General features: G+C 67.8%; 13 protein-coding genes. 10 read left to right on the top strand and 3 right to left on the bottom strand.

The window, feature by feature from the left end:
• Window positions 1–37: 37 nt before the first annotated feature.
• Window positions 38–2,266, top strand: a complete 2,229-nt coding sequence (locus OHA10_RS13940) for a hypothetical protein (RefSeq protein WP_371406614.1) — start codon at window positions 38–40, stop codon at window positions 2,264–2,266.
• Here OHA10_RS13940 and OHA10_RS13935 read toward each other — a convergent pair.
• Window positions 2,259–3,275, bottom strand: coding sequence for a PseG/SpsG family protein (locus OHA10_RS13935; RefSeq protein WP_371406613.1), 1,017 nt, complete (start codon window positions 3,273–3,275; stop codon window positions 2,259–2,261). The genes OHA10_RS13940 and OHA10_RS13935 overlap by 8 nt on opposite strands.
• Before the next feature lie 134 nt (window positions 3,276–3,409).
• On the opposite strand from OHA10_RS13935, the gene pseB reads away from it, so the two are divergent.
• The 9 genes from pseB to OHA10_RS13890 all read left to right on the top strand — a co-directional run bounded on the left by pseB (window position 3,410) and on the right by OHA10_RS13890 (window position 15,214).
• The gene (gene pseB / locus OHA10_RS13930; RefSeq protein WP_137252142.1) at window positions 3,410–4,393 is read left to right on the top strand and encodes a UDP-N-acetylglucosamine 4,6-dehydratase (inverting); all 984 of its coding nucleotides are present in this window, start codon (window positions 3,410–3,412) and stop codon (window positions 4,391–4,393) included.
• Between the two features lie 2 nt (window positions 4,394–4,395).
• A complete protein-coding gene (gene pseC / locus OHA10_RS13925) occupies window positions 4,396–5,520 on the top strand; it encodes a UDP-4-amino-4,6-dideoxy-N-acetyl-beta-L-altrosamine transaminase (RefSeq protein ID WP_371406612.1) in 1,125 nt (374 codons plus the stop codon).
• 10 nt (window positions 5,521–5,530) lie between these two features.
• The gene (locus OHA10_RS13920; RefSeq protein ID WP_371406611.1) at window positions 5,531–6,928 is read left to right on the top strand and encodes a hypothetical protein; all 1,398 of its coding nucleotides are present in this window, start codon (window positions 5,531–5,533) and stop codon (window positions 6,926–6,928) included.
• Complete coding sequence (locus tag OHA10_RS13915; RefSeq protein ID WP_371406610.1) at window positions 6,928–7,743, top strand: hypothetical protein; 816 nt, start codon at window positions 6,928–6,930, stop codon at window positions 7,741–7,743. The genes OHA10_RS13920 and OHA10_RS13915 overlap by 1 nt, the downstream gene beginning before the upstream one ends.
• A complete protein-coding gene (locus OHA10_RS13910) occupies window positions 7,731–8,468 on the top strand; it encodes a cytidylyltransferase domain-containing protein (protein WP_371406609.1) in 738 nt (245 codons plus the stop codon). The genes OHA10_RS13915 and OHA10_RS13910 overlap by 13 nt, the downstream gene beginning before the upstream one ends.
• 38 nt (window positions 8,469–8,506) lie before the next feature.
• Window positions 8,507–9,343, top strand: a complete 837-nt coding sequence (locus OHA10_RS13905; RefSeq protein ID WP_371406608.1) for a methyltransferase domain-containing protein — start codon at window positions 8,507–8,509, stop codon at window positions 9,341–9,343.
• Between the two features lie 92 nt (window positions 9,344–9,435).
• Window positions 9,436–9,780 (top strand): DUF485 domain-containing protein, encoded by a 345-nt coding sequence (locus OHA10_RS13900; protein WP_371406607.1) that lies wholly within the window; start codon window positions 9,436–9,438, stop codon window positions 9,778–9,780.
• Window positions 9,781–9,797: 17 nt separating this feature from the next.
• A complete protein-coding gene (locus OHA10_RS13895) occupies window positions 9,798–11,414 on the top strand; it encodes a cation acetate symporter (RefSeq protein ID WP_371407939.1) in 1,617 nt (538 codons plus the stop codon).
• 227 nt (window positions 11,415–11,641) lie between these two features.
• Window positions 11,642–15,214, top strand: coding sequence for a discoidin domain-containing protein (locus tag OHA10_RS13890; protein WP_371406606.1), 3,573 nt, complete (start codon window positions 11,642–11,644; stop codon window positions 15,212–15,214).
• Between the two features lie 690 nt (window positions 15,215–15,904).
• On the opposite strand, the gene OHA10_RS13885 is transcribed toward OHA10_RS13890, so the two are convergent.
• On the bottom strand, window positions 15,905–16,324 hold the full coding sequence (locus OHA10_RS13885; protein WP_371406605.1) for a MarR family winged helix-turn-helix transcriptional regulator: 420 nt from the start codon (window positions 16,322–16,324) through the stop codon (window positions 15,905–15,907).
• Between the two features lie 53 nt (window positions 16,325–16,377).
• Window positions 16,378–18,219: an asparagine synthase (glutamine-hydrolyzing) gene (asnB, locus tag OHA10_RS13880; RefSeq protein WP_371406604.1), complete on the bottom strand. Its 1,842-nt coding sequence runs from the start codon at window positions 18,217–18,219 to the stop codon at window positions 16,378–16,380.
• Window positions 18,220–18,296: the final 77 nt, after the last annotated feature.

The raw sequence follows: 18,296 nt of genomic DNA, 5'->3' as shown, positions 1-18,296 counted from the left end.
GCACGCTCCGAGGCGAAATTCACATTAGTGTTACGACATGCGCGCGAGAGCGAGGCGGCGGGGGCCGCGTACTGCGGGGCCTTCCCTTTCCGGACTGGTCGCCGGTCTTGCTGTCGTGCTGCTGGCGGTCGTCCTGCTCGCGCTGCATGCGACGTTCTTCGAGGTCGTCCGGTTCGTGCTGTTCACCACGGTCGCGGTCCTGCTCCCCGGATTCGCGCTGTGGCGGCTCATCGGCGGGTACGGGCGGAACCTGGTCGAGGACCTGTCCGCGGGGTTCGCGGTCGGGACTGCCGGGCAGGTGCTGGTCTATCTGGCCAGTGCGTCGATCGGACTGCAGGCGTGGTCGTGGGTGTGGGCGCCGGTCGTGCTGGTGGTCGCGTTCGTCGACAGCGACGCCCGGGCGCGGGTCTGGCGGCGGGTCGAGACGCCCCTGCGACCGCTGCAGGCGTGGCTGCTCGCGACGTCGACCGCGGTGGTGCTGCTGATCGTGTACCGGCGTGGGCCGGGGCAGTTCCTCCCCGCGTACACCGATCCGCTGCGGGCGTACCCGGATCTGGCCTTCCAGCAGGCGCTGGCGGCGAGTGCGAAGTACGACGTGCCGATCTCGACGTTGTGGCTCGGCGGGGAGCCGATGAAGTACCACACGTTCTTCCACCAGGCGACGGCGGCGACGCAGTGGGGGACGCGGATCGATCTGACCGATCTGATCCATTCACTGAGCTGGCTGCCGTTGTTCCTGGCCGGCTGCGGGCTGGTGTTCGCGCTGACCACTCGGCTGGCTCCGACGGCGGAGTCCGGCGCCACCTGGGCCGGACCGCTCGCTGTGTTCATCGCTGGTCTCGGTGGGGCGGTGCAGCCGTTGGCCGGGGCCGGACTGGGCGGGGTCTCGACTGCGGTGGCGGCGTACCTGAGTCCGACGCAGAACCTCGGTGTCCTGATCGCACTGGCCGTTTGCCTGGTGGCCGTGGACCTGTTGCGGTCCGGCGGGAAGCCGCGCAGCCGATGGGTGTTGCTGGTGCTGCTAGCACTGGTCGCGGCCGGGGCGAAGTCGACGATCCTGCCGCTGGTGGGGGTCGGGTTCGCGTTCGCGTTCCTGCAGTCGGGGCTGGCGCGGCGGAGTACCCGGCCTGCGTTCTTCGGCGGACTGCTGTCGCTCGCGGTGTTCGTGGCGGCGTTGATCACGATCTTCGGCGGGAGCACGTGGGGGACGGAGATCAAGCCGTTCGAGACGTTCGTCCAGCTGGCGCCGTACCCGATGCTGGTGTCGAACCCGCACGCGCAGTTGCTGTCCGGGGCAACGACTCTATTGAGTTGGGCGCTGGCCGCGTCGGGGTTGTTCTTCCTCGGGCGGAGGTGGCGGGACACCGGCGCGGTCTTCCTGGCCGGCTTCGTGGTCGCTGGGCTGCTCGGGACGTTGCTGACCACACAGTCTGGCGTCAGTCAGCTCTACTTCCTCCGTACGGCGTTCCCCGTGGTCGCAGTACTGGCATCCGTCGGGCTGGCGAACCTGGTCGGTCGGCTCGGCGACCGGCGGGCCGTGGTGCTCGTCGGAGCCGCCGGACTGCTTGGACTGGTCGCGCTGGCGATCGCGCGATGGCAGTCCGCCGATCTGCCCGGCATCAAGGCTCCGTGGCTGTGGACGTTGGCTGCTGTGCTCGTGGTTGCCGTGCTGGTCGCAGTTGCGTGGAAGCTCGCGCGGCGTCCGGGCAGCTTCTTCGTGGCGTTGGTCGGCGCTGCGGTGGCAGCGTGCATGATCGGTGCGGCGTTGGTGCCGTTGCAGGCGTTCGTGTCGGACAAGGCGTCGAAGCTGGTCTTCGCGCATCCGTTCCGCGGCGGTGCGACGGCAGCTGAAGCAGGAGCTGCAGAGTGGCTCCAACGGAACAGCACACCGGGCGACCTGGTCGCGACCAACGCGCACTGCATCATCCAACGCAACGGCCTCTGCGACAGCCGGCACTTCTGGCTCGCAGCCCTGTCGGAGCGGCCTGTCCTGATCGAAGGCTGGTCGTACTCCAACCAGGCCAACCGGATCGCACTGACCACCGGAGGCAATCCGAGCCTCATCCCGTACTGGGACAGCAGCGAGCTGGCCGCCAACGACACCGCCTTCAAGTCACCGACCCCTGCGTCGATCGAGCGCCTGCGCCAGGCCGGAGTCCGGTGGCTGTACGCCGACAACCGCGCCGGCGGAGTGTCGCCCGCGCTCCGCAACTTCGTCCGTCTCCGTCACGCCACTCTGGACGCGACGGTCTACGAACTCAGATGAGCTGCAGGAGGGCGTCAGCCACCCGCTCCCGTCCTCTGCCGTCGACCAGCTCCCACCCGGCACTCGCCAACCGGCCACGCTCCGCCGAGTCAGTGAGCAGCCGCTTGAGCGTCGGGACCGCGGACGACATGTCGGTCTGCAGTGCGCTCAGCAGGCCGAGCCCAGCCGCCGCACCGGTGCCGACGGCGCGCTCGTAGCCCATGACCTGGTTGTCGACGACACAGACCAGCGCGGTTGTCGCCCCGAGACAGAGCAGCTCCCAGGTCGACGTACCCGACGCGCTGATGGTCAGATCGGCGGCACGCACCTCAGCGGCCAGCTGATTGGTCGGACCGATGATCTGGAGCTGCTGGTGCGGCTGCAGCTCGCCGGCGGCGATCTGTGCGGCGAGGTCGGGGCTCGGCGCGACCACGGTGGCCTCGAACGGCAGGCCGGTGGCCGCCAGTGCGCGGGCGACGTACGGGCCGGCGCCGAAGGCATCTGTGCCACCGAAAAACGCGAACACCTTCGGTACTGCGGCCGGCCGGGCCGTCGGCGGCTCCGCGGGACGGTGGTCGAGGACCTCGTCGCGGATCATCACGTACGGCAGACCGGCCAGCCGGACCGAGCCCCGCGGCAGCGTGGGGTGGTCGAGCTCCGCAGCCAGGTTCTGGTCGACCAGCACATCCGCCTCGGCGCCGCGGAAGTCGCCGTCGACGATCGCGAGCGTGGGAAGCGCCCGGGCAGCCGCGTAGACGGATGCGTCGAGGTCGTAGGAGTCGAAGACGACCGCGTCGAGCTCGAGCCGTCCGAAGAGCTCGACGTGTTCAGCAGGCGTCCACACTGCGGGATGTACGTCGATGCCGCGCCCCGCGATCTGGTCAGCCGCCCACGGAACGGTGTGCGCGTCGCAGATGAACAGCAGCTCGACGTCGCGGCGCCGTACCTCCTCGGCGAGCGCCAGGCACCGCATCACGTGCCCGATGCCCCGGGCCGGCCCCACATCACATCGCACCCCGACGCGTTTCACGGCCCACAGCGTACGTTTGATCACGCGGGGCTGAGACGGTGGATTGAAGGGCTGGTTCACGGGGCAGCTATTGTTTCGAGGTCCGTACCGCGTGTGTGCGGTTCGGAACTGTCCGTCAGAAGGGTCCCGCTCGCGTGTCAATCCTTACCGGCTCCGACATCCTCGTCACCGGGGGCACCGGGTCGTTCGGCCGGAGCTTCGTACGGCACGCGCTGGACCAGCTGAACCCGCGCCGGATCATCGTCTTCAGCCGCGACGAGCTGAAGCAGTGGGAGGTCCGCCAGCTGTTCGGCGACGACCCGCGGCTGCGGTTCTTCCTCGGCGACGTCCGCGACCGCTCGCGGTTGCTGCGGGCGATGCACCGGGTCGACTACGTCGTCCATGCCGCCGCGCTGAAGCAGGTGGACAGCGGTGAGTACAACCCGTGGGAGTTCGTCCAGACCAACGTGATCGGCTCGCAGAACGTCATCGAGGCGGCGATCGACTGCGGCGTGAAGCGGGTCGTGGCGCTGTCCACCGACAAGGCATCGAGCCCGATCAACCTGTACGGCGCGACCAAGCTGACCGCGGACAAGCTGTTCATCAACGGCAACCACTACGCGGCGGCGTACGACACCCGCTTCAGCGTCGTGCGGTACGGCAACGTGATGGGCAGCCGGGGCTCGATCATCCCGAAGTTCCGGGCGCTGCATGCGGCCGGGCAGTCGCTGCCGATCACCGATCTGCGCTGCACCCGGTTCCTGATCACGCTGCCGGAGGCGGTCGAGTTCGTCGTCGACTCGTTCGACCTGATGACCGGCGGCGAGCTGTACGTGCCGCGGATCCCGTCGATGAAGGTGACCGACCTGGCCGAGGCGATCGCGCCCGGCGCGACCATGCACGACGTCGGCCTGCGCCCGGGCGAGAAGCTGCACGAGGAGATGATCAGCCCGGAGGAGGGCCGCCGCGCGCTGTCCCTCGGCAACCGCTTCGTGCTGCAGCCCGACCTCGCGACCTGGGGCTACCAGCCGCCCACCGACGGCCGTCCGGTGGCGGGCGATTTCCACTACGCGTCGGACACCAACGACCAGTGGTACTCGATCGAGGAGATCCGCAAGATCCTCGAGAGCGACGTCTGACCGTGCTGCCGTACGGACGCCAGTCGATCTCCGAGGACGACATCGCGGCGGTCACCGCCGTGCTGCGCGGCGACTGGCTCACGACCGGACCGGCGGTCACGGCCTTCGAGCAAGCCGTGTCGGAACTCGCCGGCGGACACCGCGCAGTCAGCTGCACCTCGGGCACCGCGGCACTGCACATCGCGTACGCCGCCCTCGGCGTCGGCACCGGCGACGAGGTCATCACCACCCCGATGACGTTCGTAGCCACGGCTTCCTGCGCCGCCATGCTCGGCGCCCAGATCGTCTTCGCCGACATCGACTACGACACCGGCCTGATAGACCCGTCTGCCGTCGAAGCCTCGCTTTCTGAACGATCCAGGGTCATCGCGGCAGTCGACTATGCGGGCCAATCCGCTGACTACGCCGCACTGCAGCCGCTCGCGGACCGAGTCGGCGCCCACACCCTCGCCGACGCAGCTCACTCGGTCGGCGGTTCAGCCGGCGGCCGCCCGGTCGGCGACCTGGCCGACGTGACCACGATGTCGTTCTTCCCCACCAAGAACCTCACCACCGGCGAGGGCGGCGCGGTCGTCTGCAAGGATCCGGCCGTCGCGCAGCGCGCCCACGAGTTCCACTTCATCGGGCTCGTCCGCGACCCATCGCGCTTCGAGCTCACCGATGAGGGCCCCTGGCACCAGGAGGTCCACGAGTACGGCGTGAACTACCGCCTCACCGATCTCGGCGCCGCGCTCGGCATCTCCCAGCTCGCCCGGCTCGCCGAGTTCAAACGTCGTCGGACCGAGATCACCGCGCGTTACAACAAGGCGTTCGCCGGCATCGACGGTCTGCATACGCCGGTGCAGCGGGACGGTGTAGATCCGATGTGGCATCTCTATCCGATCCGGGTGCTCGGTGGGCGGCGGCGCGAGGTGTTCGAGCGGATGCGCGCCGCGGGGATCGGCGTACAGGTGAACTACATTCCGGTCTACTGGCATCCGGTGTTCGCGCGGCAGGGATACAAGCGCGGACTGTGCCCGAACGCGGAGCGGTACTACGCCGAGGAGCTGTCGCTGCCGCTCTTCCCGGCCCTCACCGACGGTGACGTGGACCGAGTCATCGAGACTCTCGTGGAGTTGGTTGGCTAACGTGACGGATGTGACCCGATCGAATCTGATCGGCGGAGAGATGCTCAACTGGTCGGACCTGCAGCCGGGCGACGCCCGTCCCGCGGCCGCCGGACCCGCAGCCACAGCACTCCTGGCCGCCACCCTGCACCCCGAGGACACCGTCCTGATCGCCGGCCCGCACGCCGCCGATCTCATCACCGCTGTCGCTTCCCGGGTCACCTCGGTGGACCTCCTGGTCCGCTCCGCCCCGGACGCCGAAGAACTCGCGGAACTCCTCTCCGAGGCCAAGGGCGAAGTCTTCTGCGGCTCCGTCGACCGTTTCCCGGTCGACGAGAAGAGCAGCGGGTACGACGTGGTTGTTGCGTTGGACGGGATGGACCGGCTTGTCGGGCCTGATACTGCTCGGTTCAGCTGGGCCGAGGGGCTTGGACGGCTGGTGAGGCAGCTGGCGCCGGGCGGGCGGTTGTTGCTGGGGGCGGAGAACTCGTTCGGCTTCCAGCGGCTGGTACAGCCGGATATCGCGGCGGCTCTCCCGCGCGACGAGGACTGGGGACGGAACGTCGGCGATCGCGCGCCCGCTGGTCTGAGGCCGCTCACAGCCGCCCTCGACGATGCCGGCGTGCAGGTGCGGCGCACGTATGCCGTCTTTCCGTCGCTTGTCCAGGCGGACGTTGCGGTGAGCTCGGTCGGAGGATTCACGGCTGTCGTCGGTGCGCGCGCTGTTGCCGCACGCAACGAAGGCCCGGTGTTGATGGATCCGTACCGCGTGGTTCTCGACGCGGCTGAGGCGGGGCTTGGGCTGGAGCTGGCACCTGCTTGGTACTTCGTGGTCGGGGCGGATGCGCCGGCTGTGTTGCCTGAAGGGGTTGCGCCGGAGGGCGAAGGTGTTCTGCTGGAGGAGCACCTGCTGATGGCCCTCCGCTCTGATGATCAAGCCGAGCTTCGGCGGGTGATTCCTGGGTACGTCGCCTGGCTGGGGTCGGGTGGTGCGGGGTCGCCGGACAACGTGATTCTCGACGGGGCGTCGTACCGGCTGTTCGGGGAGCCGCAGGAGCTGGATGTTGTCGAGCATCTGGCGCGGTTCGCAAAGCGGGCGTTGGAAAGTGGCTCCCGGCAACCATGGCCCGCGGCGGCCGACCCGCACGCCTTGACGGCGCGGCTGGCGTCGATGGCCGGGATCACCGTCCCGGAGCAGGAGTTCACCCCGGACGAGGTGATCCGCCCGCGCGGCAGCGCCGAACAGCTCGTGACGGTCGCCCGGCTCGCCGACGAGCTCGCCCACGCAAGCGCTCGCGCGATCCTGTTCGAGGGGACGGTCAGCGGCATCCGTCGTTCGCTGCCGTATCGCGTCGGCCACGCCGTACTGAACCCCGCTCGCGTGATCCGCCGCCGCCTCAAGCGCGTACTGCGGAAGGTTCGGCGCTGATGCACCACGCCAACCACTTCTACGGCCACGCCAACATCATGGCGGCGTACGCCGGGCTGTCGAAACCACCGCGGATCTGGGGTTACCTGCAGCACGGCTGGAACATCCTCGACGGGTTCGCGCACGGCACGAACTTCGCGCCGGGGATGCCGAAGTTCGTCTGGTCCGACAGCGTCCGCCGCCGCGGTCACGCGCTCGGCCTACGCAACTACTCGGTGATCGGCTCGGTCTGGCTGTACCTGCTCAAGGTGCATCCCGAGCTCGCCACCCCGGCGAAGCGGGCCAAAGGCACCATCTTCTACCCGTTCCACGGCTGGGAAGGCCAGCACGTGCTCGGCGACCACGGCCGGATCGTTGCCTCGATCAACGAGCACGAGACCGGTCCGGTCACCGTCTGCCTGTACTGGAACGAGTACGACAAGCCCGCGATCCGCAACGTCTACAAGGACGCCGGATTCCGGGTCATCACGCACGGCTACCGCGGCCTGCACTGGCGCCGTACCAACGCCAAGTTCCTGGTCAACCAGCTGCGCGAGCTCCGCCGGCACGAGCGGGTCGCGTCCAACCGGCTCAGCTCCGCCGTTCTGTACGGCGCCTCGCTCGGACTGCAGCCCGGGGTCTACGGTGATCCCATGGTGCTGGAGAACGAGCACCCGTCGTTCGGCGGCCAGGCGCGGATCAAACGGCTGTGGCCGGAGCTCGACCAGCCGTTCGTCCCGGCGGCGGTCGCGCGTGAGTTCACCGATACCGAGCTGGGCGTCGACCATGTCGCCGGTCCGGCCGAGATCCGGGAGATGTTCCGATGGAACCCCTGAAAGTAGGCATCGTCACGCAGGTGCGCGTGACCAGCACCCGGCTGCCGGCCAAGGTGCTGCTGAGCGTCGCGGGCCGTTCGTACCTCGAACACCATCTCGACCGGCTCAGCCGCACGGGCCTTCCGGTGATCGTCGCGACCACTACGAACGTCCACGACGACCTCGTGGTGCAGGTGTGCCAGGAGGACGGCATCCCGGTGTTCCGCGGCAGCGAGGACGACGTCCTCAGCCGGTTCGCCGGCGCCGCCCGCGAGCACGAGCTGGACGCGATCGTCCGGGTGACGTCCGACTGCCCGCTGATCGATCCCGAGATCGTTGCCGCGGGCGTCGATCGCTGGCGGGCCGAGAACGACCCCGATCTGTACATCTCGAACTGCCTGGAGCGGACCTACCCGCGCGGCATGGACTTCGAGATCTTCTCCACCGCCCGGTTGTACGACGCCGAGGCGAAGGCCACGCTCAAGGCCGACCGCGAGCACGTCACGCCGTACCTGCATCAGAACCGGTCCGGCGAGATGCGGTTGCTGAACCTGCCGTGGTCCGGCGGCGGGGCGCAGTACCGGCTGACCCTGGACACCGCGGACGACTGGAAGTTGCTCGACGCACTCATCGAGGACTTCGACGCGCCCCGGCTCAATTGCACCGAACTGGTCGCGATCCTGGACGCTCACCCGGAGCTGGCCGCGCTCAACGCGCACATCGAGCAGAAGAAGCTCGGCGAGTGACCGCACGCAGGCCGTCCACTACGGCATGATTTACGGTGATGACCACCGATGATCCAGCCGGGGACGCCGCGGACGGCCCGGCCAACGGCGCGCACGCGGCGCGGGCGAAGTCGTTCGGCGCCGTCGCGGCGGCGTACGACGTGGGTCGCCCGACGTTCCCGGTCGAGTCGCTGACCTGGATCCTGGGCCCGGGCCGCGGACTGCAGGTCCTCGATCTGGGGGCCGGCACCGGCAAGCTCGCCGCGGTCGCCGCCGGGCTCGGCCACGACGTGATCGCGGTCGACCCGTCGCAGGAGATGCTCGAGGTCTGCCGCCGGCGGTCCGGTATCGACACGATGGTCGGCGCCGCGGAGTCGATCCCGCTCGCGCACGCCTCGGTGGACGCGGTCATCGTCGGGCAGGCGTTCCATTGGTTCGACCACGCCCGGGCATTGCCGGAGATCGCCCGCGTACTGCGGCCGAACGGCGTACTGGGTCTGCTCTGGAACAACGCGGACACCGTGGTCCCGTGGGTCCGCCGGATCTTCCAGACCATCCAGGGCGACAGCGTCGGGGGCAGCGACCGGTTCGACCCGGTGCCGATCCTCGACCAGTCGAACCTGTTCACCCCGCCCGAGTTCGCCCGGTTCCGGCACTGGCACGACCTGAACCGCGAGGGTCTGCGGCAGCTGGCGCAGTCGCACTCGCGGGTCGCCGTACTCAAGGACACCCGGCGTGACCAGGTCCTGGACCAGATCGAGCTGATCTACGAGCACACCGCCCGGCCCCCGGAGGCGCTCCGGATGCCGTACTTCACCGATTGTTTCCGGGCACACCCCAGCGAGTTCGCGAATTACCGCCGTACTGTCGACGGGCCGGTCGCACCGCACCTTTGAGGATCTCTAGAAACGTTTTGGTTGCGGTAGGTCACAAAACGGAGACTTGCGGCTAACGTGCACCTGTTCGTGTCCGGGCAAAAGGGGATCTGATGGACGACCAGGCGGTGCGCGAGCGGGATGCCCGCGCATACGAGGCTGTGCACGAAGCGGCCGATTTCACCGAGCTGAAACGGCGCTACAGGAACTTCGTGGTGCCGTGGACCATCGCCTTCATGGCCTGGTACCTGGCGTACGTCGCCTGCAACAACTGGGCCCGCGGCTTCATGAGTCACCGGATCGGTGGCAGCCACATCAACGTCGCGCTGATCTTCGGGCTGCTGCAGTTCGTGTCGACATTCGTGATCGCTGCTTTGTACGGCCGGTTCGCCAACCGGAAGCTCGACCCGCTGGCCCACGGCCTGAACGCCAAGTACAAGAGGGAGCGCCGCCGGTGAACTCGCTTCTGATCCCGATGGCCACTGAGCCCGGTAACCGGGCGCTGACCATCTCACTGTTCACCGCGGTCGTTGCCGTGACGCTGTACATCACCTGGTGGGCGTCCCGGCAGAACAAGACCGCTGCCGACTACTACGCCGGCGGCCGCAACTTCAGCGGCGCGCAGAACGGCCTGGCCGTCGCGGGCGACTACATGTCCGCGGCGTCGTTCCTCGGCATCTCCGGCCAGATCGCCCTCTACGGGTACGACGGCTTCCTGTACTCGATCGGGTTCCTGGTCGCCTGGCTGGTCGCGCTGCTGCTGGTCGCCGAGCTGCTACGCAACTCGGGCCGGTTCACGATGGCCGACCAGCTCGCGTTCCGGATGAAGCAGCGGCCGGTCCGGACGGCGGCCGCGACCTCGACGATCGTGGTGTCGATCTTCTACCTGCTCGCCCAGATGGTCGGCGCGGGTTCGCTCGTCGGGCTGTTGCTCGGCGTGAAGAGCGAGGGTCTGAAGGCCGCCGTGATCATCCTGGTCGGCGCGCTGATGATCATCTACGTGACGATCGGTGGCATGAAGGGCACCACCTGGGTGCAGATCGTGAAGGCCGTGCTGCTGATGGCCGGCACCGTCGTGATCACGTTCCTGGTGCTGCTGAAGTTCCACTTCAACATCTCCGACCTGCTCGGCTCGGCGGCGACGAAGTCCGGCCACGGCGAGTCGTTCCTGCAGCCCGGTCTGTTGTACGGCAAGGACCTCACCGGCCAGATCGACTTCCTGTCCCTCGGCCTCGCGCTGGTCCTCGGTACTGCGGGTCTGCCGCACATCCTGATCCGCTTCTACACGGTGCCCGACTCGCGCTCGGCACGGCGCTCGGTGCAGTGGGCGATCGGCCTGATCGGCGCGTTCTACCTGATGACGCTGGCCCTCGGGTTCGGCGCGGCGGCACTGCTCGACACCGGCAAGGGGTCGGCGGTGGCGGAGTCGAAGGGCAATGTCGCGTCGCCGCTGCTGGCGGAATCCGTCGGTGGCGGGGCTGGATCGGTCGGCGGGGCGATCCTGCTGGCGCTGATCGCGGCGGTCGCGTTCGCGACGATCCTCGCGGTGGTCGCCGGGCTCACGCTGACGTCGGCGTCGTCGTTCGCGCATGACCTCTACGCGAACGTGATCGCGAAGGAGAAGCCGTCCGAGAAGAGCGAGCTGCGGGTGGCGCGGTTCGCGGCGATCGGCATCGGCGCGGTGGCGATCGCGCTGGCGATCCCGGCGCAGAAGCTGAACATCGCGTTCCTGGTCGCACTGGCGTTCGCGGTCGCGGCCTCGGCGAACCTGCCGGCACTGCTGTTCAACCTGTTCTGGAAGCGGTTCAACACCTCCGGCGCGGTGTGGAGCATCTACGGCGGCCTGATCTCCGCGGTCGTCCTGGTGGTGTTCTCGCCAGTCGTGTCCGGCAAGCCGACGTCGATGATCACCGGCGCCGACTTCGCCTGGTTCCCGCTGTCGAACCCGGGCATCGTGTCGATCCCGCTCGGCTTCCTGTTCGGTGTCCTCGGCACGTACCTCGGCCGGGACAAGGCCAGCGAGGAGCGCTACAAGGAACTCTCGGTCCGTGCGCTCACCGGCGCCGGCGCGGAGGGTCCCGCCAAGCACTGACCCAGCACTGACCCAGCACTGACCCAGCACTGACCCAGCACTGACGCTGTTCCCGAAGGCCCGGCTCGCTGTCTGCGAGCCGGGCCTTTCGTCGTTCACGAACCGTTGACGGCTGCGTAGCGGTGCCGTAACAATGAGCCATCGCCGCGCAAGAAATGAGCAAGTCAGCGAAAGTTTTGGACTCAAGCGCGGCAGCTCTTCCCTGACCCGCCCACCAGGAGAGGCCCATGCGTATTCCGAGATGGCGGTTGCTGACCGCCTTGCTGGCTGCGAGTCTCGCGGCGGCACCACTCGTCCGACCGGCGCCGGCCGCACAGGCCGCCGTACTCGCCGGACCCAACCTCGCGGCCGGTAAAGCCGCCTCGGCCAGTAGCAGCACCCAGAACTACGCCGCGTCGAACGTGACCGACGGCAACCAGAGCAGCTACTGGGAGAGCGCGAACAACGCGTTCCCGCAGTGGGTCCAGGTCGACCTCGGCTCCTCGGTCGCGACCAACCAGGTCGTGCTCAAGCTGCCGACCGCGAACTGGGGAGCCCGGGACGAGACCCTCGCGGTCCAGGGCAGCGTCGACGGGCAGAACTTCACCGATCTGTCCGCGTCCGCGGCGCGCACGTTCAGCCCGCCGAACAACACCGTGACGGTCGACTACGGTACGGCGACCACGCGGTACGTCCGGATCCGGATCACCGCGAACACCGGGTGGCCGGCCGGGCAGCTGTCCGAGCTCGAGGTCTACGGGCCGGCGACCGGTGACACCCAGGCTCCCACCGCCCCGGGCGGCCTGGCCTTCACCGAACCCGGCGCCGGACAGATCCGGCTCACCTGGAACGCATCGACCGACAACGTCGGCGTCACCGGGTACGACGTCTATGCCAACGGGCAGCTGCGAACCAGCGTGACCGGGCTGACGTACACAGACAACCAGCCGGCCAACGTGTCGGTGTCCTACTTCGTCCGAGCAAAGGATGCTGCGGGCAACCAATCGGCGAACAGCAACACGGTCACGCGCAACGGCAGCGGCGGACCGGGCAGCAACCTCGCGCTGCACAAGCCGATCACCGCGTCCGGGTACACGTTCACCTACGTGCCGGCGAACGCCAACGACGACAACGTGACGACGTACTGGGAGGGCAACGCCAACCCGGCGACGCTGACCACGCAGCTCGGTGCGAACGCCGATCTCAGCTCGATCGTGATCCGGCTCAACCCTGACTCGGCGTGGGGTCCGCGGACGCAGACGTTCTCGATCCTCGGTCGCGAGCAGAGTGCATCTGGATTTTCCACGATCGTTCCGAGCGCGGCGTACAACTTCAGCCCGTCGAGCGGTAACAGCGTGACGATCCCGGTCAGCGCGCGGGTGGCCGACGTACGGCTGAACTTCACCGGGAACACCGGCGCGCCGGCCGGGCAGGTCGCGGAGTTGCAGGTGCTCGGCGTGCCGGCTCCGAACCCGGATCTCACGCTGTCGGGGGTCAACTGGACGCCCACCTCACCGGTGGAGACCGACACGATCACGGTCCGCGCGACGGTGAACAACGGCGGTACGGCGGCGTCCGCGGCGACCGACGTGAACTTCTACCTCGGTGACACCAAGGTCGGTACGGCGGCGGTCGGCGCGCTCGCGGCCGGGGCGTCGACGACGGTCAGCGCGTCGATCGGGACGCGCGACGCGGGATCGTACTCGTTGAGCGCGAAGGTCGACGAGGCCAACTCGGTGATCGAGCAGAACGACGGGAACAACACCGCGGCCGCTTCCGGGCCGCTCGTGGTGACGCCGGTGGCGAGCTCCGACCTGGTCGCGTCTGCGGTCAACTGGACGCCGGGCAACCCGTCGGCGGGGAACTCCGTCGCCTTCTCGGTTGCTCTGCGCAACCAAGGCAGTGTCGCCTCTGCGTCTGGTGCGCATGGGATCACGCTGACGGTGCTGAACGGGTCGTCCGTGGTGACGACGTTGACCGGGTCGTACACCGGTGCGATCGCGGCGGGTGCGACCACCTCCGCTGTTGCGCTGGGCAACTGGACGGCGGCGAACGGGCGCTACACCGTGCGTGTGGTGGTCGCCGATGACGCGAACGAGTTGCCGGTGAAGCGGACGAACAACACCAGCGAACGGCCGCTGTTCGTCGGTCGCGGTGCGAACATGCCGTACGACCATCTGGAGGCGGAGGACGCCTCGGTCGGCGGCGGCGCGGCCGTCATCGGGCCGAACCGGACCATCGGCGATCTGGCCGGTGAAGCTTCGGGGAGGCGTGCGGTGACACTGAACTCGAACGGTTCGTACGTCGAGTTCACCACACGCGCGTCGACGAACACGCTGGTCACGCGGTTCTCGATGCCGGACTCGGCCGGTGGCGGTGGGCAGAGTTCGTCGATCAACGTGTACGTCAACGGCAGCTTCGCGAAGACGTTGCCGCTGACCTCGAAGTACGCGTGGCTGTACGGCGCGGAGGCGTCGCCGAACAACTCGCCCGGTTCGGGGCCGGCGCGGCACATCTACGACGAAGCCAACCTGATGCTCGACCAGACCTACCCGGCCGGGACGAAGATCCGGCTGCAGAAGGATCCGGCCAACAGCACGACGTACTCGATCGACTTCATCGACACCGAGGCCGTTACGGCGATCCCGAACCCGGGAGCGGGTTTCGTGACACCGGCCGGGTTCACCCAGCAGGACGTGCAGAGCGCGCTCGACCGGGTGCGGCAGGACACCACGTTGCAGGGTGTTTACCTGCCGGCGGGTGAGTACCAGACGTCGTCGAAGTTCAACGTCTACGGTCGTGCGATTCGCGTCGTCGGCGCGGGACCGTGGTTCACCCGCTTCGTGGCGCCGCAGAACCAGTCGAACACCGATGTCGGGTTCGACTCCCAGTCGTCGGCGAACGGGTCGACGTTCAGCGGATTCTCGTACTTCGGGAACTACGACAGCCGCAACGACGGCCCCGGGAAGGTGTTCAACTTCGCCGGTACGTCGAACATGACGATCGACAACATCTGGGTCGAGCACCAGATGTGCCTGTACTGGGGCGCGAACACCGACAACTCGGTGATCAAGAACTCGCGCATCCGGGACACGTTCGCCGACGGCATCAACATGACGAACGGATCGGCCGGGAACACCGTCAGCAACAACGACGCCCGCTCGACCGGCGACGACAGTTTCGCGCTCTTCAACGCCACCGACAACGGCGGCGGGGAGGTCCGGGACAACGTCTTCGAGAATCTGTCCGCGTCGCTGACGTGGCGGGCGGCCGGATTCGCGGTGTACGGCGGGACGAACAACATCTTCCGGAATCTGTACGCGGCGGACATGCTCACCTATCCCGGGATCACGATCAGTTCGCTGGACTTCGGCATTCCGATGAACGGCTTCGGCGCGACACCGCCGACCGTCTTCCAGAATGCCTCGGTGGTTCGGTCCGGTGGTCATTTCTGGGGCAATCAGGCGTTCCCTGCGGTCTGGATCTTCTCGGCGTCGAAGATCTTCCAGGGGATTCGCGTGAATGATCTCGATGTGGTCGATCCGACGTACAGCGGAATCATGTTCCAGACCAATTACGTCGGCGGACAACCACAGTTCCCGGTCGCCGACACCGTCTTCACCAACACCACAATCACCGGAGCCCGCAAATCCGGCGACGCCTTCGACGCCAAGTCCGGCTTCGGAATCTGGGCCAACGAACTCCCAGAACCAGGCCAAGGCCCAGCCGTAGGCACAGCCACCTTCACCAACCTAAGCCTGTCCAACAACGCCAAAGACATCCAAAACACAACCACCACCTTCACCCTCAACCGCAACTAATCCTGCAGGAGCCGCCGGAGGACTCACCCCTCCGGCGGCTCCCGCCTGCGCGGACCGGGCTCGTCCACCGTCCGGTGAGCTGCCCGGCCAACTTCCAAGGGATTCTTCTATCCCGAGGCAGCAGCACCATAACGCCTTGTTTTACGTGCGGCGGGCGCATTTCCCAATCTGCCCCAGGTTGCCCCGAGATGCCCCCGCGTCGCACCCGACAGCCTCTTCACCTGCTGGTCGACGTCTATGCCGTCGGGCAGAACACCTACGAGGCGCGTCGACAGTGCCTCGAGGCTATTGTCCGTGACAGTGCTGAGTCGGTCGAGGGGCTGGTGGTCGAGCGAGACGAATCGACCTACGAGCACGACCGCCGTTTGCCTCCGCGAAGCTGCACGGCGTTTCGGCTGTCACGAGTCGTTGCGGTGGGATGTGCTCGTCGCCAAGGCAGATCCGCTGCTCTGGATTCCTGACGCCGTCGCCTGGAGCTGGATCAGAGGAGGTGCTTGGAAGCAGGCGGTCACGCCGCTTGTCAGCTGAGGGAGCTCTGACAGCGCGAAACCCGGCTCGTCCACCGTCCGGAGGGCTGCCGGGTTCACTTCCGGGGGACTCCTGTCCCCCGGCAAGATCAACTGTAGCCGGAGTTTGTGGGGGTGGGCGGGGATTTGTGGATCTGCCCCTGCATGCCCCGGGAAACCCCGTTTACAGGTCTTTGGTTATTCGGGAGAGGGCTTCGCCGGCTTTGAGGACCAGGGCTCGGTCTGTGTCGTCCAGGCGGTTGAGGAGGTGGGAGAGTTCGTCGGCAGCCTGTTGGCCGGAGGCTTCGACGGTGGCGGCGCCGGCTTCGGTCAGGACGACGGCGGTTGCGCGGCCGTCGACGGGATCCGGTTCGCGGCGTACCAGGCCGGCTTGTTCCAGCGCTGCGACCGTGGTGGTCGCGGTGGGTTGGGAACACGGGACCCGGCTGGCGATCTCGCCGATCCGGATCGGTTGCTCATCGGCGATCAGCATCAGCGCCAGGAACTGCGTCGGGTGCATGACCGTGGTGGTCCTGCTCCGGCGCAGGTGTCTGACGATCCGGTGCATGCTCACCAGGAGTAGCAGAGTCTCCGCCGCCGCCATGTCGATCACCTCCGAGGGGAAGCGCCATCCTGGCACAGCCAGCCAAACAACTCCTACAACGAGAGCCTGATATCTGGCTGATAAAGGTCAATCCAGGTCGCCAGCGACAGCGTCTGCTCCAGCTGCCGCCGCCCCGCGCCCTCCGCCGACCGAGCCAGCTGATCGGCCCTCTCCCGGTCCACCAGCTCGAACACGGGATGCCGATCCGCCACCAGTTCGCGGACCTGACCGGCCAGCGCCTCGGCGTACGCCGGATCCTGGGTCTGCGGGTACGGCGACTTGCGCCGCTCGACCACCGACCGCGGCAGTACGTCGCTGGTCGCCGCCCGCAGCAGGCTCTTCTCGTGCCCGTCGAACGTCTTCATCGACCACGGGGTGTTGTACACGTACTCCACCAACCGGTGATCGCAGAACGGCACCCGCACCTCGAGCCCGACCGCCATGCTCATGCGGTCCTTCCGGTCGAGCAGGATCCGCACCATCCGGGTCAGATGCAGGTAGCAGACCTTCCGCATCGCCCACTCGTCGTCGGACTCCCCCTCGAGCCGCTCGATCTCGCCCACCGCCTCGGCGTACCGGTCGCGCAGATGACCCCCGAGATCGAGCTGCCTCAGCACGTCCTTCCGTACGACGTTGACCTGGCCGGCCTGCCGCCGCGACAGCGCATACGCGATCCACGGGAACATCGCCCGGTTCCGGACCTCGGGGTCGTGGAACCACAGGTACCCGCCGAACACCTCGTCGGCCGACTCACCCGACAGCGCGACCGTCGACTGCTCCCGGATCGCCGAGAACAGCAGGTACAGCGAGTTGAAGATGTCACCGCCGATCGGCGCGTCGTTCGCCCGGACCACCTTCCGCCGGATCTCCGGATCGGTCAGTGCGGCGTTGTCCAGCACGATGTCCGAGTGCTGCGAGTGCACCAGGTCCGCGACGTCGTGCACGTACGGCGTGTCCGGCGTACCGCGGAGCTCGGTCGGCCGGAAGTTCTCCTCCTGACCGACGAAGTCGACCGCGAAGCTGCGAACCTTCTTGCCCTCCTCCGCGAGCTGACCGGCCGCGAGCGCCGTGATCGCGCTCGAGTCGAGCCCGCCGGACAGCAGCACACACCGCGGTACGTCGGCCACCAGCTGCCGGCGGGTGATGTCGTCGAGCAGCTCCCGGATGTGCGCGACCGAGGTGTCCTGGTCGTCGGTGTGCTGCCTGGTCTCCAAGCGCCAGTACGTACTGCGGTGCACGCCGGCGCGGTCGACCGTGACCACCGTGCCCGGCTCGACCTCGAACATCCCGGCCCACAACGACTTGCCCGGCGTCTTCGACACCGTGAGCAGTTCGCGCAGACCGTCGACCTCGACGACGGCCGGTACGCCGGGGTTCGCCAGGATCGCCTTCGGCTCGGAACCGAACAGCACCCCGTCCACGGTCGGGTAGTAGAAGAACGGCTTGATGCCCATCCGGTCGCGGACCATCACCAGGGTCTCGGTCCGCGGGTCCCAGATGGCGAGGGCGTACATCCCGTTCAGCCGCTCGGCGAACGCAGTACCCCACTCGACGTACGCACGGAGCACGACCTCGGTGTCGGAGTCGGTCGTGAACGCGTGCCCGCGGCGGCGGAGCTCGTCGCGCAGCTCGGCGTAGTTGTAGACCTCACCGCTGTAGACCATCCCGAACGTGATCGTGCGCCCCTCGTGGACGACCTCGGTGGTCATCGGCTGCTCGCCGCCGGGGAGGTCGATGACCGCGAGTCTGCGGTGCCCGAGTGCGACGTGCGGCGCGTACCAGGTACCTCTCGCGTCCGGCCCACGACAGGACATCGTCTCGGTCATCGCGTCGACGACCTCCCGCTGCCCGCCGAGGTCCTGCCGGTACGCCACCCACCCGGTGATGCCACACATACGGTCGCTCCTCTTCGTCGCGAGATGCATTCCCTTCCAATGTATTTCTCGCAGGGAGTGACACAAGCGCTCGTTTG

Origin of the sequence: Kribbella sp. NBC_00662, assembly GCF_041430295.1 — a bacterium.
Taxonomy (GTDB): domain Bacteria; phylum Actinomycetota; class Actinomycetes; order Propionibacteriales; family Kribbellaceae; genus Kribbella.
This window is presented reverse-complemented; position numbering and strand designations above follow the sequence as displayed.